The sequence below is a fragment of the Lactobacillus sp. M0396 genome, from assembly GCF_016101625.1.
Taxonomy (GTDB): domain Bacteria; phylum Bacillota; class Bacilli; order Lactobacillales; family Lactobacillaceae; genus Lactobacillus; species Lactobacillus huangpiensis.
Map to the genome: position 1 here is coordinate 247,941 of NZ_JACFQE010000001.1, position 21,158 is coordinate 269,098.

General features: G+C 34.0%; 16 protein-coding genes and 2 pseudogenes. 6 read left to right on the forward strand and 12 right to left on the reverse strand.

Annotated elements, in window-relative coordinates; genetic code table 11:
• The first annotated feature begins 44 nt into the window (after nucleotides 1-44).
• The gene (locus H3T43_RS01185) at nucleotides 45-875 is read left to right on the forward strand and encodes a hypothetical protein (protein ID WP_198211953.1); all 831 of its coding nucleotides are present in this window, start codon (nucleotides 45-47) and stop codon (nucleotides 873-875) included.
• A gap of 524 nt (nucleotides 876-1,399) precedes the next feature.
• On the opposite strand, the gene H3T43_RS01190 is transcribed toward H3T43_RS01185, so the two are convergent.
• Both H3T43_RS01190 and H3T43_RS01195 read right to left on the reverse strand, forming a co-directional pair.
• On the reverse strand, nucleotides 1,400-1,723 hold the full coding sequence (locus H3T43_RS01190) for an AzlD domain-containing protein (RefSeq protein WP_198211955.1): 324 nt from the start codon (nucleotides 1,721-1,723) through the stop codon (nucleotides 1,400-1,402).
• Nucleotides 1,710-2,417: an AzlC family ABC transporter permease gene (locus tag H3T43_RS01195; RefSeq protein ID WP_198211957.1), complete on the reverse strand. Its 708-nt coding sequence runs from the start codon at nucleotides 2,415-2,417 to the stop codon at nucleotides 1,710-1,712. The genes H3T43_RS01190 and H3T43_RS01195 overlap by 14 nt, the downstream gene beginning before the upstream one ends.
• A 746-nt stretch (nucleotides 2,418-3,163) precedes the next feature.
• Here H3T43_RS01195 and H3T43_RS01200 point away from each other — a divergent pair.
• Nucleotides 3,164-3,640, forward strand: coding sequence for a hypothetical protein (locus H3T43_RS01200; protein WP_198211959.1), 477 nt, complete (start codon nucleotides 3,164-3,166; stop codon nucleotides 3,638-3,640).
• A 372-nt stretch (nucleotides 3,641-4,012) separates the two neighbouring features.
• Nucleotides 4,013-4,178, forward strand: a pseudogene (locus H3T43_RS01205) (IS3 family transposase); the annotation flags it as partial.
• Nucleotides 4,179-4,390: 212 nt separating this feature from the next.
• On the opposite strand, the gene H3T43_RS01210 reads toward H3T43_RS01205, so the two are convergent.
• Entirely contained in the window at nucleotides 4,391-5,311 is a 921-nt protein-coding gene (locus tag H3T43_RS01210; protein ID WP_198211961.1) for a hypothetical protein, read from the reverse strand.
• A gap of 243 nt (nucleotides 5,312-5,554) precedes the next feature.
• On the opposite strand from H3T43_RS01210, the gene H3T43_RS01215 reads away from it, so the two are divergent.
• On the forward strand, nucleotides 5,555-6,130 hold the full coding sequence (locus tag H3T43_RS01215; protein ID WP_370520768.1) for a phosphatase PAP2 family protein: 576 nt from the start codon (nucleotides 5,555-5,557) through the stop codon (nucleotides 6,128-6,130).
• Nucleotides 6,131-6,190: 60 nt separating this feature from the next.
• Here H3T43_RS01215 and H3T43_RS01220 read toward each other — a convergent pair whose 3' ends face one another.
• Nucleotides 6,191-7,744: an L-lactate permease gene (locus tag H3T43_RS01220; RefSeq protein WP_223897329.1), complete on the reverse strand. Its 1,554-nt coding sequence runs from the start codon at nucleotides 7,742-7,744 to the stop codon at nucleotides 6,191-6,193.
• A 311-nt stretch (nucleotides 7,745-8,055) separates the two neighbouring features.
• A complete protein-coding gene (locus H3T43_RS01225; protein ID WP_198211965.1) occupies nucleotides 8,056-8,886 on the reverse strand; it encodes a DegV family protein in 831 nt (276 codons plus the stop codon).
• A gap of 244 nt (nucleotides 8,887-9,130) precedes the next feature.
• On the opposite strand from H3T43_RS01225, the gene eno reads away from it, so the two are divergent.
• A complete protein-coding gene (gene eno / locus H3T43_RS01230; protein ID WP_045928191.1) occupies nucleotides 9,131-10,417 on the forward strand; it encodes a phosphopyruvate hydratase in 1,287 nt (428 codons plus the stop codon).
• Nucleotides 10,418-10,473: 56 nt separating this feature from the next.
• Here eno and H3T43_RS01235 read toward each other — a convergent pair whose 3' ends face one another.
• Complete coding sequence (locus H3T43_RS01235) at nucleotides 10,474-10,809, reverse strand: YxeA family protein (protein WP_122052536.1); 336 nt, start codon at nucleotides 10,807-10,809, stop codon at nucleotides 10,474-10,476.
• A gap of 22 nt (nucleotides 10,810-10,831) precedes the next feature.
• Complete coding sequence (locus tag H3T43_RS01240) at nucleotides 10,832-11,161, reverse strand: YxeA family protein (protein ID WP_198211967.1); 330 nt, start codon at nucleotides 11,159-11,161, stop codon at nucleotides 10,832-10,834.
• 224 nt (nucleotides 11,162-11,385) lie between these two features.
• Between H3T43_RS01240 and H3T43_RS01245 the strand changes: the two genes are divergently transcribed.
• Complete coding sequence (locus H3T43_RS01245) at nucleotides 11,386-13,659, forward strand: HAD-IC family P-type ATPase (RefSeq protein ID WP_198211969.1); 2,274 nt, start codon at nucleotides 11,386-11,388, stop codon at nucleotides 13,657-13,659.
• 396 nt (nucleotides 13,660-14,055) lie between these two features.
• On the opposite strand, the gene H3T43_RS01250 is transcribed toward H3T43_RS01245, so the two are convergent.
• From H3T43_RS01250 to dnaJ, 5 genes and pseudogenes are all read right to left on the reverse strand, one after another.
• Nucleotides 14,056-14,574: a GNAT family N-acetyltransferase gene (locus H3T43_RS01250; RefSeq protein WP_198211971.1), complete on the reverse strand. Its 519-nt coding sequence runs from the start codon at nucleotides 14,572-14,574 to the stop codon at nucleotides 14,056-14,058.
• A 298-nt stretch (nucleotides 14,575-14,872) separates the two neighbouring features.
• On the reverse strand, nucleotides 14,873-15,400 hold the full coding sequence (locus H3T43_RS01255; RefSeq protein ID WP_034979564.1) for an adenine phosphoribosyltransferase: 528 nt from the start codon (nucleotides 15,398-15,400) through the stop codon (nucleotides 14,873-14,875).
• A 100-nt stretch (nucleotides 15,401-15,500) separates the two neighbouring features.
• A pseudogene (gene recJ, locus H3T43_RS01260) lies at nucleotides 15,501-17,776 on the reverse strand (single-stranded-DNA-specific exonuclease RecJ).
• 33 nt (nucleotides 17,777-17,809) lie between these two features.
• Nucleotides 17,810-19,648 carry a translation elongation factor 4 gene (gene lepA / locus H3T43_RS01265; RefSeq protein ID WP_198211973.1) on the reverse strand — a complete coding sequence of 613 codons (1,839 nt, stop codon included), beginning with the start codon at nucleotides 19,646-19,648 and terminating at the stop codon, nucleotides 17,810-17,812.
• Between the two features lie 329 nt (nucleotides 19,649-19,977).
• Nucleotides 19,978-21,120, reverse strand: a complete 1,143-nt coding sequence (gene dnaJ, locus H3T43_RS01270) for a molecular chaperone DnaJ (protein WP_198211975.1) — start codon at nucleotides 21,118-21,120, stop codon at nucleotides 19,978-19,980.
• Between the last annotated feature and the right edge of the window lie 38 nt (nucleotides 21,121-21,158).

The window sequence follows — 21,158 nt, forward strand, 5'->3', positions numbered from 1 at the left end:
GTAAATTATAAATGTATTGATACAAGTATAATGGGAGAAGGCAAATGAAATTTTTATGGGTAATTGCACTAATAATATTTGTTATTTACATTATTATTAGTGAAAGAAAATTAAAAAATAGAAAAGATTATAAAGAAGCACCAACACCAAGTAAAAATCCATCAAATGAGCCATTAGTGAAACGTTGGTGGGTATGGGGACTAATATTAGTTTTAATTTATGGTTTCTTTGTATCAACTTCAAATAAAGCCGAGAGTCATGATGAAACATACAAAACTACCGCACCTCATTCAATAAAACCATCTCCTGTAAAAAAGAGGAAAAAGCTTTCAGACTATGCTTCAAAAAAGGTTTCCAAATTTATACCAGTGAAGAACACAGCTAAAGCAGTTACTTTAAGCGCTGGTAAGTATAAGGTCGGTAGAGATATAAAGCCAGGCAGGTACGTTATTAAAGCTGTTAAGGGCAGTGGTAATTTATCTAACAGCGATTTCACTATTAACGTTATTTTAGGAAACGATGATAAAGGAGATCAGTTAACTTCTTTTACTACCAACTTAGTAAAAAATGACAAAATCAAGTTAGACTGGATAGAGTCTACAAGCTTCACGCCAACACCAGATAAATATACTTATAAAACAAAAATAAATGCTGGTATATGGTTAGTAGGGCTTGATATTAAACCCGGAAGGTATGTCATACGGCCAATAAAAGGCAGAGGTAACTTGATATCAGAAGATGGGTCTGATAATAATTTAAACGAAATATTAGGCAAAGATACTGAAAAAGGCCAAGTCAGCAAAGTAACGGCTGATTTAACTGCTGGAGAAGTTATATTGTCTACTATAGAATTAATTGGCTTAAGTAAAAAATAAGATTTAAATATTTAAAAAACAAAAAACCTCTAAGAGATTATAGTTCGAATTTAGATTTCTTAGAAGTAACACAAATACAACACTTTTATGATCTTTTGCATTCTCTATCATAGGAGTAAAGTAATTGATTTATATGCCATTTCAAAACTTTTAGGAAACTCAAACATGACAATAACTGCAAAAACTTATGCCTATATGCTTGATGAATATAAAGCACATCAAGATGATAATATCGAAAAAATCGTCAATAGCATATAAAAATAATCGCCAACTTTAAAATTAATTATTAATTACTAGATTTCATTTTCTATTATTTTTATAAAAACAAACTGCACCCCTTTTTTATAATTACTATAAAAATAATTTTATATATTTTTTGTTTTACAAAAAGGCATTGAGCGACATAGCACAATGCTTTTTCTTATTCTATACATTATAAATAAACTACAAACTAATTATAAAATATAAAAAATGTTCACAAGGAACGACTTTAGTATTTAATTTACACAGTATCATTTCTTTTTTTAAATTAAGCGAAGAACTGTTAATGAAATCATACCAACTATCACAATGATTAAGAGAGACTTACTAATAATTGCGGAAATAAATGTTGGCAGTGAAGCCAAAGCGTACTGCATGTTAAGTTGAGGCAAATGACCTGGTTTTTCTATTAATAAGTTACTAAACCAAAGAGCAGCCATTATTACTATAGGAACAAAAGACAAAAATTCAACTAATTTTGGCGGCAAGGTGAATTTTTTCAATAAGACAAATGGTATCACTCTAGATAACAAGGTAGTGATTCCACAGAAAATGATTGTCGTTAAAATGTATTCAGAAGAAGACATGCTTTATTACCATTCCTAAACTACAACCAATTAAGGTTACAACTATTACCACCAAGTTGGCAGGTAAAATAATTGTCAGTAAATATGTCAGCGCAAAAGAAATCAATATCACAATTATTTGGAGTACTTTATTTAGTTTTTTGTCCCCAATTACCTGCAAATAAAGCAAACCAATAAACATTGCTACAATAGCAAAGTCAAGCCCTAATTTTTTAGGATCAGTGATAAAACTGCCCAACACTGCTCCCAAAAGTGTTCCAACTTGCCAAGTTATGTAAGAAACTATATTTACCGTATTAAACCAAGTAAAATTTAACTTGTCATTTGTATAATTAATTTTGTTCATACCTAGAGCAAAACTTTCATCGGTGAGAAAAGTTCCTATCAAAATATTTCTTTTTAAATTTTCTTGTTTCAAATAACCCGCTACAGTCGTGCTCATAAGAATTACTCGAGAGTTGACCAAGAAAGCGGCTAAAACAATTGAAGATATTGGGCTTCCCGCAACCAGCATATTCAGAGTGGTTAATTGAACGGATCCGGCATAAATCAGAATAGACATCAAGCAAACTTCCAAAGTAGAAAAACCACTGGCTTTGCCAATAATTCCAAAAGCCGTACTTATGCCAATATAGCCGAAAATTGTTGGAATTGATTCTTTAATTGCAGATTTTTTGGTTAAGTAAGTATCCATTCTTTCACCCTCTTTTGTGAAAAATCATGAAATGATGTGGTTAGTCCTACCATGAGTAATGTAGTTAAATTATCTAAATTATCTCGTAGCTTAACATTTGTTTTTAATTTTTACAACATTATATTTTAAATAGAAACAAATTTTATGTTGCGTGCAAAATATATAAGCTATAAAATAATTGTATAAAGTCATTAAAATATAAATATTATGTTATTGGTATAATATTTATACACAAATTTTATTTAGAAAAGGAATATCATGGATTTTAGCACATATGATAAAGATAGATTGACTAATCAGATAGATTGGTACGATAAAAAAAGCCAAATCAACAACTTTATTCATCATTAACTGCTATCAGATTACGCATTAAAACACATATTCAACTATGAAATGCACCTAAAAATTCAATAATTTTTATCTTAAATCTCTGATGAGCGTTTACTAGATAAATTAATTTTGTTTTTTTTAAAGTTTGCTGTTAATCCCTTCTAATCAGAACATTTGCCTTTGGAACCTAAGAAAACAAGTATTTTGAAATATTTTTAAGAATCTAAAACGTTAGCTTGACAAGGAATAAAGTTCTATAAGTTTATAAAAATTTTGAGTCTGAGGGCTAAATTTATAAGTCGAATCAATACGGATAAATTTATAAAAAGACGTTTGAATCAGGCTTTATTATTATAAAATTATAAATTGCTGGCGTTTTATTTCAGTGATAAAATTTAACGGAAGGTGAGAATAAAATGAAATTAAAGAAAACATTGGTAATATTAGTCTCTATATTATTATTAGTAACAACTGGACTGGTCTTTTCTTCAAAAGTAGAGGCCAAATATGTAGGGCATAATGCTACTCCCACAGAACTAAGAGGTACTTGGTACGAATATAAAGGGCATAACAAATGTAATCATATAAAGATTACTAAACATGCATTTATACAAAATGATCAAGTCCTTTGTAGCTTGAATAAAAAAGGATATAAAAAATTACATGTCACGCGTTATAAGCAAAATGGCAGACCCTATTATGTCTTGAATAAGTTTAACTATCATTATCAAGAAGTTGGTTCTTTTTGGTTATCCAAAAGAAAAATTTATGGCAAACGTGTAATGAAATCATATTACAATATGGGATATTTCTCTGTCTATACAAGAAACAAAATAAAGCATGATTATTCTTATCAAACTAAAGGTAATTATAAGAAACAATTGGGCAAATAGTCAGTTGCCATCGGACAGTCTTCTGACAACTTTACAACTATTTTATTTCATATAAAATAGTTCTTTGTCAGATCGTGTTGATAAGGAGTAAATTAAAGAGAATCAAGCTGCTAATAAACTGTTTGATTCTTTTTCTTTTACTTTGCTTTTTGCCAATCTGATCTTGCTTAAAACAAACTTCAGTGTATTTTATCCCAATCATATTTGGTATTCAGATGCGATAGAGTTCAATATCAAGGGACAGAAGACTTACTGGACGCCTATTCTTGACGGTTGTATCTATACCATTTCGTTGCTTAATTCTTAAACTTGCTATGGACATGTTAAGGCAGGCTTCGCTCAGGTATCCAGCACTGGATGGCTTAACTTGTCATACTTAAACGGAAAATGTTTTATGGATTTGAAAAGAAGTTTTAAAAATCTGAATGAACTGGAAGACGCAATCAGAGACTACATTGAGTATTACAATAAGAAAAGAATCAGGATCAAACTAAAAGGACTAACTCAAATTGAATATTGGAAGGTAGTCCTCAGTTAGCAGCTTATATAAAGTGTCCTAATTTTAGGGTTCACATCACCATTGTATAAATTGCTTTTTATTCAAGCTAATTATCTAAAACTTCATAGAATCGAACTTTATAAGCAAATCTGCTTTCAATATTAAAAAAGCAAGTAAAAGAAATTACTTTTACTGGCTTATCTTTGTATCAGTGTCCTCACGGTCAAATATATTCATACTTAGCTCTGCATTTAAAAGACTCTGACTTTATGTAAATATTTGTATTGCAATCCAGTTCCAATAAGTGCAACAAATATACCTAACAGGTTTGCCGCTAACCAATTGATTGAATTGCCCGTGAACAGACACACTGTAACCCATGGTGCAATGGCTATCAAATAGCCGCGCGCAGCCGTCATTAATAAAGTACCCCACTTAAAGCCTTTACTTATATTATTTGTAACAACTTTATTGTGTAAAAACCTTTGAAATAGAACTGTACCCAATACTATTAAAATAGTAATTAAAACAAATTGCCAAGCTTCAAATTTAACTAAGATGAATTCTTTATAAGAAAAATGATTTGCCAAAAGGGCAAAACCACACGCAATATCAAAGAAAAAGCCTTGGTTGACATAACCCTTTTTGCAACTTTTAATACTAAAATCAAAAGCTTTTTTGCAGGTCTCGCTTGGTGATTCCTTTTGCCTGTCAATGACTTGATGATTAGTCAGGTAATGATATTGACAAGTTGTTCCAATCAAAGCAATAATTAAGCCAACCAGCAAAGAAATGGAGAAGTTAAATTTTCCCTGAGTATGCATACTAAGAGCTAGTAATGGTGCGTTTCCTATTACAAAACATCTCACACCAGTTGAAATCAAACTAGTATTTACGAAAAACGAAGTCATTTTTTGGGAATTAACCTTGCGTCGCAAGAAGTTTTGATAACGGATTACGCTAATGATTGCAACAATAGCCAACAATACAAACAGCCAGTCAAACCAAATATCAGAAAATAAAAGTGTAAAAAGATAAAGGGTGCCATAAATAACGAGATCACCAAGATGGTTAGTAGAATTATCAGCTAAAGCAAAGTTATGTTCATGGTGAGCAATATCACGTATAGCTTCACCTACAGTCTCTTGCTTAGAAGTGTGATTATTATTCATTTTTACCTCCTAAATTGCGCCCTAACTTGATAATGATAATTTTAAGTTGGTTTTAATTAAAGTCAAGTTTTTTTAAAAGTAATTACCTTGCTAAAACTAATTTTAGTAAAGTTCAAATTCTGAATTTCCTTTAAATTACAAATCTTAAGTTTTGCTCAAGAGTAGATTTTAATTTCTACGCTTTGTCTCGTTACTGTTAAAATACAATCGAATACAAATTATAGGTAGGGATTCGATTTGAATATTAACTTTTGGGTAGCAACATTGTCTGCTCTAATACTAATACTACTTATCTTTAATGTCAGAAATTCACGACGTTTCAATTTATTTGATCACTGGCTTCATCATAAATTAATCAGAAGACGCGATGGAATCGGCTGGCAGATTATTGCATTTATAAACGATCCCAAACTTTTAGTTGTTTTGGATGTATTTCTGGCAAGTTTTTTAATCAGTAATAATGAAAGTTTACTAGCTTTTTGGGCATTATTCACTTTGGGCTTTACTGATCTGATTGGTATCTTTTTAAAAAAATGGATGCGCAGAAAACGTCCAATCCTACATTCAGATTTAGAAGAAGGCTATAGTTTTCCAAGTGGTCATGTCCTAGGAAGTACTGTTATGGCTTTAATCATCTGGCGACTTTTTGCTGGACAATTAGGTAATAGACTTTTATGGATTTTAGTTGCAATTTGGCTAATGGTTGTCATTTCTCGTATCAGTCTTAAAGCCCACTTTCCATCAGATATTATCGGGGCTACTTCTCTAGCTGTCTTTTGCTTTAGTATATCTCAACAATTACTTTTAATGGTTATTTAAAAACAACCCCAAACTTTTGGTTTAGGGTTGTTTTTTCGCTTATCGATAATTTTTTAACAATTATAGGAAACTAAGCACTTTTCCTAACGCAAACACGATCACACATAATACCAATGTATACCATGCACAATGCGGCAAAGCTTTCTTAAGAATAACTCCTTCTTTACCCTCAAGACCTGTTGCTCCTGTAGCAATTGCGATGTTCTGTGGTGAAAGCATCTTACCAGCGGTAGCACCAACCATGTTAGCAGCTGCCAGCCAGTATGGACTTACTTTCAGCGCGTGGGCAGCTTGTACTTGCAGCTCACCAAAGAGGACGTTGGCTGAAGTATCACTACCAGTGATAAAGATTCCTAATACACCGATGATTGGTGAAATTACTGGGTAAAATGCGCCAGTCAAAGTTACGAGACTAACCGCGATGACATCAATCATCCCGCTGTAGCCCATTACTTTGGACAATCCCACAATAGAACAAACCGTGATAATTGTTTTAACCAATTGCTTGATCGTACTGGTCAAAACGGAAAACATTTCCTTAAATGACAAACCTTGAATAGCACCACCAATGATACTTGACAATAAAATTAAAGTACCCGGTGATGACAGCCAGTCAATGTCAACCGGCTTGGCATTTGCACCATTGTAAAAGTGGAAACTGGTTTTAACGCTTGCCAATGCATTATGGATTGCTGGGAACATTGATGAAGTAAAAATGATAAAGCAAAATACCAAAATGAATGGTACCCAAGCCTTGATTTTTTCAGCAGTGGAAATAGGAGCTTTATCGTCTTTTTCATCACTAGCAGACTCAGTTTCATCTATACTGCTGTATTTCTTAATAATAATTACTAAACATAGAAGGCAAACTATTGAACCTACAATTGATGGTAGTTCAGGTCCTAAATATTTAGTAATGAAAATCTCCGGAACTGCAAATGTTAAGCCAGCTACCAAGGTGCAAACCAAAACACCTTTTCCTTTAAATGACTTAAGTCCCTTACCTTCTGTCATCATAACCAAAACGAATGGAACTAGCATCATTAAAATAAATAATTGTATAGCAATTAAATAACCTAATTCAGTTACCCCCAGCCCTGTTACTTTAGCCAGAGTTGTTACTGGCAGACCAACAGCACCAAAAGCAGTAGGAGCAGTGTTTGCAACTAAACAGACCACGGCAGCTTTAATTGGACTCATTCCCAGCATGATTAAGATACTTGCAGGGATAGCTACCGCTGTACCGAAACCAGCAATGGCTTCCAAAAATCCGCCTAATCCCCATGCTAAGATCAATACTAAGAATCTCATGTCCTTAGTAATTGAAGTTAACATAGACATTATTGTATCCATTCCTCCTGATTTTCTACTGATATTGTAGATAAACAGAGCAGAAATAATAACATAGATTATTGGCCATAAAGCCATAATTATGCCATCAATTCCGGCAGTGATACTGTTTGAAAACGAAAATTTGAAACCGACAATACTGAGAATTATTGATAAAGCAAAGCCGATTAAGCACGACAAATCTCCTCGAATGTGAAAAACACCCAAGGAAAGTATCAGCCAAACGATAGGAATGATCGCAAGGACTGTTTTAAGTATATCCATTTTTATTCCTCCGATGAAATCAACTCAACAAATGCCAAATTGATTCCTCTCACTTTCTAACATAGAACTTGATAAAACTTATTAGACAACACTATATGGGTTTGTGATGTAAGCGCTATCTAATTTCATTATAGCACTATGTTAAGCGCTTTTGAAGATGAATTTAACTTCACAAACTTTTATAATAAAGCGCTTTCAACAATGTACAAAAAATAGCCCTAGCTATATTAAACTAGGGTTAAATCAACTTTTTTAATTTTCTGTTATATAGAGAACAAGTGTAAAAATATAATATTTAATTTACGATTAAATTACAAATCGTCAAAACCAACCATTAAACTGCCTTCCTCGGCATAAAACGTGCAAAGTCCCCTCATTGAGCGAATCTTGATCTCTGCTTCTGGATAAAGTGCTAAAATTTTTGCTTTTAAACTTTCAGCATCTTTTTTATTTTTACAGTGATCTATAATTAAATTTCCTCCTTTGTATTTCATTTCACTCATCAATTTGAGTACTTCTTTAAAAGCACGCTTTATTCCACGTACTTTTGCTAAAGGCTCTAGTTTACCCTCATCACTGGCAGTACCTACTACATCAATATTTAAAACCTTAGCCACTTTTGCCACGGCCATATTAATTCGTCCATTAAGTGCTAAATTATGTAGCGACTTTAATATAACTAATAAATGAGTGTGTGTCTTATAATCTGAAATTTTTTGTTCTAAATCTACAAAACGGGTTTTGCTATTAACCAATTCTCGAATTTTTTCTAAAATGATCGAAATTTCAGGACCAGCTGTCCTGGAGTCAATCACAATTACATGGCTATCTGGATGGTCTTTTTCATATATTTGTTTAGCTTGAAAAGCAGATGAAAAACTGCCACTAAGACCACTAGTAATTGTCATCATTATTGCAAATTTAGTTCCTTTTAATGCTTCTAGCCAATCATTAATGCTGGGACAGGAAGTTTTTCCTTCCTCCGTATTTTTCTCCATACTGCTGATGAACTCATCGATATTAAGATTTTCGTCATCAACAAAATCTTGTCCTGCAATTGTCATTGTTAACGGCACTACTGTCAGATTTTCATTTGCCCTGTCATTTGAGCCAGAATCTATTATCAACTTTACTTTATCCATATTTGTGTATCCTTATATAAATAAACTATATATTCAAAAAAATATATAGCTAAATAATAAATCAAATACCAAAAAAAAGCGATAAAATTTTTTTTAATATTTTTTAACATTAGAAATCGGTTACAAATGTTTACATAATCACAAACTTAGGCTAAAATTTGTGATGTAGATATGGAGCGTGTGCTCCACTAATGTATGTACTTATAAAAATTAGTACAGCATTTATTATTTAGGAGGTTTTTAGATGTTAAAATCAGTCATTGAAAATGTTCATGCACTGGAAATCTATGATTCACGTGGTAATCCAACTGTTGAGGCTTTTGTAACCTTATCAAACGGTGTTGTTGGTAAAGCTGAAGTTCCATCAGGTGCTTCAACTGGTGAAAATGAAGCAGTTGAATTACGTGATGGTGGCAGTCGTGTAGGCGGTAAAGGTGTTTCCAAAGCCGTTGAAAACGTAAATACTAAAATTGCTAAAGCGTTGAAGGGTTTAGATCCACATGATCAAGCAAACATTGACCGTGTAATGATCGAATTAGATGGCACCCCTAACAAGGCTGAGCTTGGTGCTAATGCTATTTTAGGCGTATCAATGGCTACTGCAGCTGCTGCAGCAAAAGACAGTCACCAACCTTTATACAGATACCTTGGCGGAACTGACCTTGAAATGCCACAAACTTTCCATAACGTTATTAACGGTGGTGAGCACGCTGACAATGGTATCGACGTGCAAGAATTCATGATCACTCCAGTTAAGAAGACTTCTTTCCGTGATGGTTTTGAAAAGATTGTTAATACTTACCATACTTTAAAGAAAGTCCTTGAAGATATGGGTTATGAAACCGGACTCGGTGACGAAGGTGGTTTCGCACCTAACATGAAGAACTCTGAAGAAGCTTTACAAGCTTTACACGACGCTATCGTTAAGGCTGGATACAAGCCAGGTGAAGACATTGCTATTGCTTGTGACTGTGCTGCTTCATACTTCTACAACAAAGAAGACGGCAAGTACCACTTCGAAGGTAAAGTATTTAACGATGAAGAATTAGCTCAATACTACGACAAGTTACTTGACGAGTTCCCAGAATTAATTTCAATTGAAGACCCATACGATGAAAATGATGTTGATGGCATGATTAAATTTACTCAAAGCCACAAAGACAGAATTCAAATTGTTTTGGATGACTTCATTTGTACTAACCCTAAGCTTTTGACAAAAGCTATTAAGGAAGGTGCCGGTAACGCTTCATTGATTAAGTTAAACCAAATTGGTACTGTTACTGAAACTTTGGAAACTATCCGCCTTTCACGTAAGAACGGGTACAACACCATGATTTCTCACCGTTCAGGTGAAACTGGTGACACATTCATCGCTGACTTCGCAGTTGCAGTTAACGGTGGTCAGCTTAAGACTGGTGCACCTGCTCGTTCTGAACGTGTTGAAAAATACAACCGTTTGCTCGAAATTGAAGAAGATCTTGGTGAAGGCGAGCGTCTAGCTACTTTCCCAGACAGTGTTGACAAAGATTAGTTTTTAAACTCAAAAAGCCTGCAATAATGCAGGCTTTTTTTGTGCTATTTTTATGGCTAGTCGTCTTTTTGACTAATTGCTTTTAAGTAAGTACTTTCGGAGATATAGTCAATTTTTCTCACGTACTGTCCCTTGTGGTCGATCTTAATATATTGTCTACTTGGATCAAAACCACCTACTCTTTCAATTTTATATGGTAATTTCTTACCAGTATCAGGATTATAGGCCTGAACGTTTAGATAATTTTGCGTATTTTTTGGCACCTGCGCATAACTAATTACTTCTGGAATAGCAGGATCAACTCTATCAATCCAAGAATTATGATCTAATGGAATTTGGTTAGTTATAATCAGAAAAAAGACATAAACTGGAACCAAAAATTTTTCGAACATGGTATCTCCTTTTATCTAACTTTTAGGAATGAACTTTCTTTTGAAATTCTTTTTTGGAAATATATTTAATTTCTTTCACATACTGGCCTTTATGGTCAATTTTAATATATTGCCTGCTTGGATCATAGCCTCCTACTCTTTTTATTTTGTATGGAAGCTTTCTGCCGGTTTTAGAATCATAGGCTTGAACATTAAAATACTTTTGCGTATTTTTTGATACCTGCGCATAACTATATGTTTCAGGAATCGCAACGTTAAAATAATCTATAATCTCATTGTGAACGAAGAAGGGTAAGAAAAATAGAGCTGTTAGTGTTAATAGTGAAGCTACAATAAATTTTTTAACTGACATGAATTCCACCTCCTAGATTAAAAGCAAATAAATTCGAATTTTTTAAAATGATATATTAAGATTCAGGTGTACTAATACACTACTATACCTATTTTACACTTTTCTATAATTATTTTAAATACAAAATTAAAACAAACTTGCAAATGATAATATCTAATTTGCTAGCAAAAGTCTTATTTTTATGCTACTTTAAATTAAGTATTTATAACTAAGGAAGTAAAATTATGGCTGAAAAAATTACTGGCTTAAGTCAAGCCGAAGCAGATAAACTAGTGCAGGAAAATGGATTAAACGAGGTTCCTGAACCTCAATTCAACTTTTTTAAAGAATTTTTATCCAAGTTATGGAATTTATCAGCATGGATTCTCGAAGCTGCCCTACTTTTAGAGTGTGTGTTAGGAAAATGGATACAATCATTATTTGTGTTATTGATGCTACTTTTTGCTGCATGGAATGGAGCTTCTAAGAAAAAGCAATCAAGGCGAGTTCTGAATAATATTTCACATAAATTAACTCCTACTATTTCTGTTCAAAGAGATGGGGAGTGGCAGAATATTGACTCAAAATACTTAGTCCCTGGTGACTTAATCAGTATGCAGGCTGGTGATGTTTTGGCTGCCGATGTGAAGCTGATTGAGGGACAAATTTCTACTGATGAGAGTTCAATTACAGGCGAAGCAAGAACAGTGCGGAAAAATCCACAAGATACAGCCTTTGCCGGTACTACTGTAACAGAAGGCAATGGCTTAGCAGTCGTCACTGCTACCGGTGCTGATTCTCGTTCCGGTAAGACAATTAACTTAATTAATAATTCTGCAGCTCCTGGTCACCTGCAACAACTGCTAACTAAAATTATTTACTATTTGTGCATTCTTGATGGAATTCTGACCTTAGTAATTGTCATTGCTTCTTTCTTTAAGGGTGGTGACCTAAATAATCTGATTAACATGCTGCCATTTTTAGCAATGATGTTTATTGCTTCAATACCAGTTGCTATGCCTTCCACATTTGCTCTTTCTAACTCGTTTGAAGCAACCCGTTTAAGCAAAGAAGGAGTATTAACTTCTGATTTGACTGGTATTCAAGATGCAGCAAACCTTAATTTGATTTTGCTCGATAAAACAGGAACAATCACGGAAAATAAAACGGCAGTTGGTCAGTGGACCAATTTTAGTTCAATGAATAATAATGATGTTTTAAAACTAGCATCAGCTGCTACAGATCAAAGAAACAAAAAACTCATTGATACTGCAATTGATGAATATGTTAAACAACAAGGATTAAGTATTAAATCAGCTTCAGATTTCACGCCTTTCACTTCAAGCACTGGTTATTCAATGGCAAACTGTGATGGTCATAATATTAAACTTGGTTCTTTTAAACAACTTTCGCTAATTGACAAAAATGCTAACGAAAAGGCAAAAGAAATAGATTTTGGTGCAGGACGCTCAGTAGCCTTATTAATTGACGACAAGTTGGCCGGTGTTTTCATTTTGCAAGATGTGGTAAGATCTGACTCTAAAGCGGCTCTCGGAGAACTCAGAAAACGGGGAGTTAAGCCGATTATGCTGACTGGTGATAACCAGAAAACTGCTGTTGCAGTCGCTAAGCAGGTTGACTTGCAAGGTGAGGTAATTTCTATTCGTGATTTTACTGACCAGACAGATACCAGCAAATTGGCTGGTATTGCGGACGTTTTACCAGAAGATAAATTGCGCATGGTTAAATTCTTCCAGAAAAAAGGTTATATAGTAGGTATGACAGGTGATGGCGTGAATGATTCTCCTGCTCTAAAGCAAGCTGAAGTTGGTATAGCAGTGTCTAACGCTGCCGACGTGGCCAAACGATCTGGTAAAATGGTACTTTTAAATGACGGTTTGTCTTCAATAGTAAAAATACTTGATGCTGGACACAGAGTATACCAAAGAATGACTACCTGGTCCTTAACAAAGTTAGCCAGAACTGCACAATTAACGATGCTTTTGACTTTTGGCTACCTTTTCTTTAACTATATTCCAATGGCGCTAAACGCTATGGTTATTTACACAATTATGAATAATATGGTGACAATGATGATTGGTACTGATAGAACTCACATCACTTATAAACCAGAAAACTGGAATATGGCTAAATTAGCTAAAATTGCTTTTTCACTAGCTTTCGGCTGGACAGCTATTGGTATTGCTGGTATTGCCTATCTTAACACGCACGGCTGGGGGCATGGCACTATTTCAACGATGGTTTATGTTTACCTCGTTTTGAGTGCTATGTTCATAGTTTTAATTACCAGAACAAAGAAATACTTTTGGCAGGATTACCCATCTAAAGCAGTTGGTTTGACACAACTAGGCGATGTCATTCTGACCGTGATCCTGGCATTATTTGGTATCGCAATGACAAAAATAAACTGGACGAACCTATTACTTACTTTTGCCATTGCCTTGATAGCCGCAATTGTTATTGATTTATTCTATCAACCAATAATGAAACATCGCTAATTTAAATTTAAATAAAGAAAAACCTGATTGCGGAAATTTTCCGTAATCAGGTTTTTTAAGGTTTACCGATGAGTTCCTGACTTTTCCATCACATCGGTAAAAAGGTTTTGTATATGCTATTTGGTATAATAATTTAGAATAGGAAAAAATAGTTAAATTAATCAGGAAAGTTAATTATTTAATAAGAGGCGAGTCAACAGCAAAGATAGATAACCATTTCACTAATTGACCCTTGAATCCCCCCTTTCACTGGTTGTACGTTTATAACAAATGCTTTAAATTACATTCGTTATGTTTATATTAATACATAAAATAACTAAAGTAAACAATTTAGTGTTTTTTTTTACTTTTAAATCAATTTTTTTATTACTTTAAATAACATTTAATAATTCCTTTTTACTTTTTTAATTCATACACATACGAAATTTCATTAGCACGATAAACGCCATGTAAAAGACCAACTTTTGTGAAACCCATTTTTGCAATTAAGTGTTGCATTGCTTTATTATCTTCGTGAGTATCGATTCTGATTGAATCAACATCGTCACGGTTAGTTTTGATATCATCAATTACGGCCTGTAAAAGTTTAGTAGCATAACCTTTACCAGAATGTTGAGAGTGAATTGCCACACGATGAATAACAACATATCTATCTGTATTGCACAGCCAGGTACCGTCTAAGTGATCGTAAACATGGTCAGGTCCATCTACTATAGCAATTGCACCAACAGTTTCTTTATCCTCAGAAACTGCTAAAAAGGCCCAACCATTTTCAATGTCTTCTTTAATTTGACCTTTTGAGGGATAATCTCCTTGCCATTGATTTACTCCATGTTCAGCTAATTGATTAGCTCCATCTTTTAAAATAGTGATAATTTGGTCAAAATCGGCCATTGTTGCTTTTCTTAATTGCAAATTACTCTATTCTCCTTTTTTGAAATACTGTATCATTATATATAGCTGCCATGATCTTGTAAAAAATTTTAACTCAAAATTCAAAGTTTTTTTCATATTTCAGAAAGCGCTTTATTTTATTGAAATCTTAGTTTTATGCAAAAATCTAAATCATTTGCTGTTTTTATATATGAAGTAATATTTAAACATAAAAAAAGCTCTTAACAGCAGATTACAAAAATCTAACTATTAAGAGCATTTCATGCACATTTATTATTTTTTTAAAATTTCATGCTTAAAAAAACAAGATTAATAAATATTAAGCACCATGGTATTTAACTAAAGAAAACACGTCAAGTCCTGGTAATTTCTCTTTTCCTTTTAAATCAGGTAGTTCAATATAAAAACAAGAACCAACCAACTCTCCACCAAGGTTTTCAATTAATTGTTTACACGCCCTTAAAGTTCCAGCTGTAGCCAGTAAATCATCACACACTACAACACGCTGACCAGGTTTAATAGCATCTTTATGAATTTCCAAACTATTTGAACCATATTCCAGGTCATAAGAAGCACGTTCGACCTCCCTTGGCAATTTATGTGGCTTTCTAGCTGGCACAAAACCAATACCTAATTCTGTTGCCACAGGACAACCAACAATAAAACCACGCGCTTCGGGACCAACAATTATATCGGCATTTTTACTTTTAACGTATTCAGCTAACTTGTGTGTAGCTGCCTGAAACAATTTGCCATCTTGTAGGACAGGAGTGATATCCCGAAAGATTATTCCTTTGTTCGGAAAATCCTTTACACTTGCAATATGTTTCTCAAAATCGTTTGCCATAAGAAGAAAAACCTCCAAAAACTTAACTTTCTTTCTAAAGCTTATTTGACCTTTATATTCTAACAAATTTTGTGCTTAAAAGCATTAAAAGCGAGAAAAATTAATGTTGCTTTAATTGCTCATTCACGTACATTAGTAATTTTTGACTAGGCATTTGTCGCAATTCATTTATAAAAGCAATCTGTGACTTTGTAGCCTGATAATATTTCGAATTTGTCAGTTTATTTTTAACAGGATTATTGACACCAAATATTTTATTATCTTCTAATTGAATAAAATTCAATTCAAAGAATACACGTAAAATAAAGAGAACATTGTCGTAATTTAATTTTATAAATTTACCGACCTTTCGGTAATCTTGCAGTGTTAGACCAGGGTGAGAATATACATATTTTAACAAGATTTCAAAATCAGATTTTAACGGTAAATGTTTTACGGGTAATTGATCCATAAGAAAGTGTAAGTATAGCTGCTCATAATTATTGTTCAACGCAAAATCTAGTCTTTTTGATTGCGAGGAACATCAAGAAAGACGGCCACTTCACCTTCACTATCATAATCATTTACCAATGTAATTTTTGCAGGGTCGATATCAAACAGACTGGAAGCAGCATTTTTATTTCTTTTATCAAATAATAAATATCTGTCAGCAAAACCCATCACATACTTTTCATTGCGCAAATCAACAACTGGTTCTGGAACTGCTAATTTTGGTGCTGCAAAAATGATTCCCTTTATAATGCCTTGTAATTTTATCTGATTACGAAAGCAATTTTCTTGTAGCTCTATGAATAACTGATCTATATATGGTAAAAGTATTTTTGTAAGGAATTTCTTGTTAAATCCTATAACATCAACTTTATTATTGTCTTTACTAATGCTTAATTTGATATGACTTTTATCTTTACCCATGTAAAAACAGCTGTTAATTTTTGGATGAGTAATACTAAAAAGGGGTTTGACATTATCTGTTCCGAAAGGACCCACCCTTTTGATTTCAGTCATAATTTTCAAATCCAGATGAGAAAAAGGTAGTTCACAATCATAATATCGTATATTTTGATTAAAAACACCAGTAAAACTATCCTCAAATGATTTGCGTAACGAGAAAATTTTGCTTTCAGTCATAGACAAGCCACACGCAAAATCGTGCCCACCGAATTTAAGAAAAAGTCTATCCTTCAAAGGCTCTAAGGCATTAAAAAGATTAAAACCATCTACAGATCTTCCTGAGCCTTTAACAATTCCTTTATCATTCTTAGTCAGCACTATAGTTGGTTTATGAGTTTTTTCAACCAGTTCATTTGCAACTAATCCCAAAACCCCTTCATTGAACTTGGGATTATATAAAACTAAGGTTTTATCTCTTTGCCAACCATTATTTTTAATCTGATTAACGCAAGATTGATAAACTTCAGCTGTTAAATTTTTACGTTTATCGTTTAGACCTTCAATCTTATCTGCTATTTTTTCAGCTTCTTCGTCACTTTCACATAACAGTAAGTCAACGGCTAAACTAGCATTATCAAGTCTACCAACAGCATTCAATCTTGGTGCAATATTAAAGCCAACATCTGTTTCATCAATATGCCCTATTTGTAACCCAGCATTTTTTATAAGAGCCCTTAAGCCTGGTCGTTGAGTTTCGTTAAGCATTTTTAAACCCCGTTTAACGATAATATGACCTTCTCCGGAAACCTTGACCATATCTCCAATTGTTCCAATCATTGCCAGTTCCAATAATTCTGGCATTGAATCCTGCATTAAAGCTCGGCAAATAGTATAGGCTACTCCAGCACCACAATAATCATCAAACGGATATTCTTGGCCAGGGTAGTTACAATGAACCAACGCATAGCTTTCAGGAATTTTATCTTGAAATTTATGATGATCTGTAATTATTGTATCTACACCCTTGCTCTTGGCGTAGGCTACTTCTTTAACCCCTGTAATGCCATTATCAACAGTTATAATTAATTTAGCACCTTCTGCTACTATTCGCTTATACTCTTCTAGATTTGGACCATAACCGTCACGAAAACGATCAGGTATGAAAAAATTAACGTCTGCGCCCAATATGCCAAGTGTTTCCATCATGATACTTGTAGCAGTTATGCCATCTGCATCATAATCACCATAAATAGTTATTCTTTCTCCTGCATCAATTGCTCGGTTTATCCTGTCAACAGCTTTTTTCATATCGTGCATTAAGTAAGGGTCTGCCAAGTCATCTTCAGTCGCATTAAACCAAAAGTTAATTTTCTCTGCAGTATTTATTCCACGCAAAGAAAGCAGCTTAGCCATAATCGGACTAAGCTGATATTCCTCAATTAATTCAGGGGCTAGTTCTTCATTTTTGCGCTCATGCCATTCAATCATTAATAAATTTTGCCTTTTTGTAATTCTTTCTTATTTCGAGTTTAAGTCATCATCATTCATTTTTAAAACAGCCATAAAAGCGTCTTGAGGAATTTCAACATGACCTACCGCTTTCATTCGCTTTTTACCTCTCTTTTGCTTTTCAAGCAATTTAGCCCTTCTATCAGGATCACCTGTATGAATTTTCCAAGTAACATCTTTGCGGTAAGGCTTTACTGTTGCACGAGAGATGATTTTGGCCCCAATAGCGCCTTGAATATCAACTTCGAAGTTCTGCCGGGGAATAAGTTTCTTGAGCATTGATGTCATTTGCCTTGCTCTGTTCTGAGCTTCATCCCGATGAGCAATAAAGCTCAAAGCATCAACAACTTGCTTATTTAAAAGAATATCAATTTTAACTAAATCAGTTGCCCGATAACCCGTAATTTCATAATCAAGTGAGGCATAACCTTTAGTGGAAGATTTTAAATCATCAAAAAAGTCATAAATGATTTCCGCTAATGGCATGTTATAAATTACGTTAACTCGATATTTATCCAAATAATCCATAGTTACAAACTCACCACGTTTACGCTGGCAAAGTTCCATCACTGGACCAACAAAATCATTTGGAACCATAACTTCCGCTTTAACAAAAGGTTCCTGTACCTCCTTATATTCACCAGCTGAGGGCAAATCAGAAGGATTATCAATTACCTTTGTTGTACCATCATTCATAATGGCATGATAATCAACAGAAGGAGCGGTCATAATTAAGTCTAAATCAAATTCCTGCTCTAGTCTTTCTTGTACTACATCCATATGAAGCAAGCCTAAAAACCCGCAACGAAATCCAAATCCAAGAGCGGTCGAAGTTTCAGGTTCAAATTCCAGAGCAGCATCATTTAGCTGAAGCTTTTGCAAAGCTTCCTTAAGATCGTCATATTTGGAATTATCAACAGGATACATACCAGAATATACCATTGGTGGTATTTGGCGATAACCAGGAAGTGGTTCAGCTGTCGGATTTTCAGCAGAAGTAATGGTATCACCAACACGAGTTTCACGAACAGACTTGATATTTGCTGTCAGATAACCAACATCACCAGCAATTAAAATTTCTTTCTTTACTGGGTGTGGACTTGATACCCCAACTTCAGTAACCTCGTACTCTTTACCGGTATTCATAATTTTGATTCTGTCGCCAGGTGCAACAGTGCCATCCTCAATTCTGACGGACAAAACTACCCCGCGATAATCATCATATTTAGAATCAAAAATCAATGCTTTAAGTGGATCTTGCAAATTTCCCTGTGGTGCAGGAATATCTCTTACTATTCGCTCAAGCAATTCTTTAATTCCTTGACCTGTTTTTCCCGAAACTTCAACTGCCTCTGAAGCATCTAAACCCAGCATTTCAGTTATTTCTTCCTTGGCTTGCTCAGGATTAGCGGATGGCAAATCAATCTTGTTAATTACAGGCATTATTTCCAGATCATCATCAATCGCTAAATAAGTATTAGCTAAAGTTTGCGCTTGTACACCTTGTGAAGCATCGACTACTAAAAGTGCACCTTCACAAGCTGCCAAAGAACGAGAAACTTCATAAGAAAAATCTACGTGTCCAGGAGTGTCAATCAAATGAAAAATATAGTCCTCTCCATCTTGGGCATGATATTTAATTTCAACTGAGTTCATTTTAATCGTGATTCCCCGCTGACGTTCAAGTGGCATATCATCTAACATTTGGTTTTTTAGTTGTCGTTCAGATACAGTATCAGTCAGTTCTAAAATACGATCCGCAATTGTAGATTTCCCATGATCAATATGAGCAACTATGGAAAAGTTGCGAATATGTTTTTGGTAATCTTGTAATTTTTTAATATCCATAAATAATTTGCACCCTTTACTCTATCTTTATTATTATAACAAATTCCCAAACACCTATAAAATTAATTAAGATAAAGAAACTTTTTATCAAAATTAAAGGACTAATCCCATCAAGCTTGAAGAATTAGTCCTTTAGTTCAATTTGCAAATAATACTACTAATATCTTATAATGCCATTTTTATCTGACATTCCATTTTCATTGAAAAGTCTCAAATAATTTTTGATTTCTTTTTTACACAGCAGGGATCATCGGATTTAATTATTAAGTCAGTATCAATCTCTCACCAGTATTTATAGCCCTTTGAGCATAATTTTATAGCATTAATTTTTACTGCAACTTTTCTTTTAATCTTTCAAAGAATCCTTTTTCTTGTGGCGTTATTGATCCACCGCCGGCTTTGACAAAATCAACCAAAGCCTGTTTCTGCTTTTCATTAATCGATTTCGGAATCTGTACTTGAACAGTAGTTATTTGATCACCATTACCATTTCCACGCAAATATGGAACACCTTCACCATGTAAAGTAAATTCTTTATTAGGTTGTGTTCCAGCAGGAATTTTCAACTTCTTTTCTCCATGCACAGTTTTAACATTAATTTCATCACCTAATGTTGCCTGCGCAAATGAGATCGGAACAGTAGTATAAATAGTAGTTCCTTTACGTTCGAAATCTCTTGATGGTTTGATGCGATAACTGATATAAAGATCTCCATAAGGGCCACCATTTTTTCCTGCTTCACCCTGACCTTCATAACGTAATTGCTGTCCATTATCAATTCCGGCTGGAATATTAACTTCAATAGTGTTTTTGCCATCAATTACACCTTTGCCATGACAAGTTTGGCAAGGATGCTCAATAATTACACCTTTGCCATGACATTTATCGCAAACTGTCTGACGCCGAATAACTCCCAGCATGGACTTTTGAGTTATAGTCATGTAACCAGTACCATTACATTTATCACACGTAATCGGGTGTGTACCCTTTTCAGCACCATTACCTTTACATGTCGGACATGTTTCGCTCCTGGTATAAGAAACTTGTGTTTTTTTGCCGGTAATTGCATCCATAAAATCAATTGACAAAGTATAGTCTAAATCTTCACCACGAGTTGGTGCTGTTGGATTCGCTCTACGCTGACCACCACCGGTAGCGCCACCGAAGAAGTCATTAAAAATATCACCAAAATCACCGAAGCCACCAAAATCACTATACCCTTGACCTGCACCGCCAAAGCCGCCTTGACCATTGACTCCGGCTGAACCAAATTGATCATATTGTGCTTTCTTTTGCTTGTCATGTAAAACTTCGTAGGCTTCATTAACCTTTTTATATTTGTCCTCAGCACCTGGTTCATGGTTTAAATCAGGATGGTACTTTTTGGCAAGTTTACGATAAGCAGAGGTAATTTCTTCATCACTGGCATTGCGATCAACACCAAGAACGCTATAGTAATCTTCTTGTGCCATCTATAAGCTCCTTAACTTTACAAAAGAAAAGAACTACT

Bases quoted from the DNA above. Each gene is read 5' to 3' on its own strand.
- H3T43_RS01185 (WP_198211953.1), top strand. From the start codon at position 45: ATGAAATTTTTATGGGTAATTGCACTAATAATATTTGTTATTTACATT.
- H3T43_RS01190 (WP_198211955.1), bottom strand. From the start codon at position 1,723: ATGTCTTCTTCTGAATACATTTTAACGACAATCATTTTCTGTGGAATC.
- H3T43_RS01195 (WP_198211957.1), bottom strand. From the start codon at position 2,417: ATGGATACTTACTTAACCAAAAAATCTGCAATTAAAGAATCAATTCCA.
- H3T43_RS01200 (WP_198211959.1), top strand. From the start codon at position 3,164: ATGAAATTAAAGAAAACATTGGTAATATTAGTCTCTATATTATTATTA.
- H3T43_RS01210 (WP_198211961.1), bottom strand. From the start codon at position 5,311: ATGAATAATAATCACACTTCTAAGCAAGAGACTGTAGGTGAAGCTATA.
- H3T43_RS01220 (WP_223897329.1), bottom strand. From the start codon at position 7,744: ATGGATATACTTAAAACAGTCCTTGCGATCATTCCTATCGTTTGGCTG.
- H3T43_RS01225 (WP_198211965.1), bottom strand. From the start codon at position 8,886: ATGGATAAAGTAAAGTTGATAATAGATTCTGGCTCAAATGACAGGGCA.
- eno (WP_045928191.1), top strand. From the start codon at position 9,131: ATGTTAAAATCAGTCATTGAAAATGTTCATGCACTGGAAATCTATGAT.
- H3T43_RS01235 (WP_122052536.1), bottom strand. From the start codon at position 10,809: ATGTTCGAAAAATTTTTGGTTCCAGTTTATGTCTTTTTTCTGATTATA.
- H3T43_RS01240 (WP_198211967.1), bottom strand. From the start codon at position 11,161: ATGTCAGTTAAAAAATTTATTGTAGCTTCACTATTAACACTAACAGCT.
- H3T43_RS01245 (WP_198211969.1), top strand. From the start codon at position 11,386: ATGGCTGAAAAAATTACTGGCTTAAGTCAAGCCGAAGCAGATAAACTA.
- H3T43_RS01255 (WP_034979564.1), bottom strand. From the start codon at position 15,400: ATGGCAAACGATTTTGAGAAACATATTGCAAGTGTAAAGGATTTTCCG.
- lepA (WP_198211973.1), bottom strand. From the start codon at position 19,648: ATGGATATTAAAAAATTACAAGATTACCAAAAACATATTCGCAACTTT.
- dnaJ (WP_198211975.1), bottom strand. From the start codon at position 21,120: ATGGCACAAGAAGATTACTATAGCGTTCTTGGTGTTGATCGCAATGCC.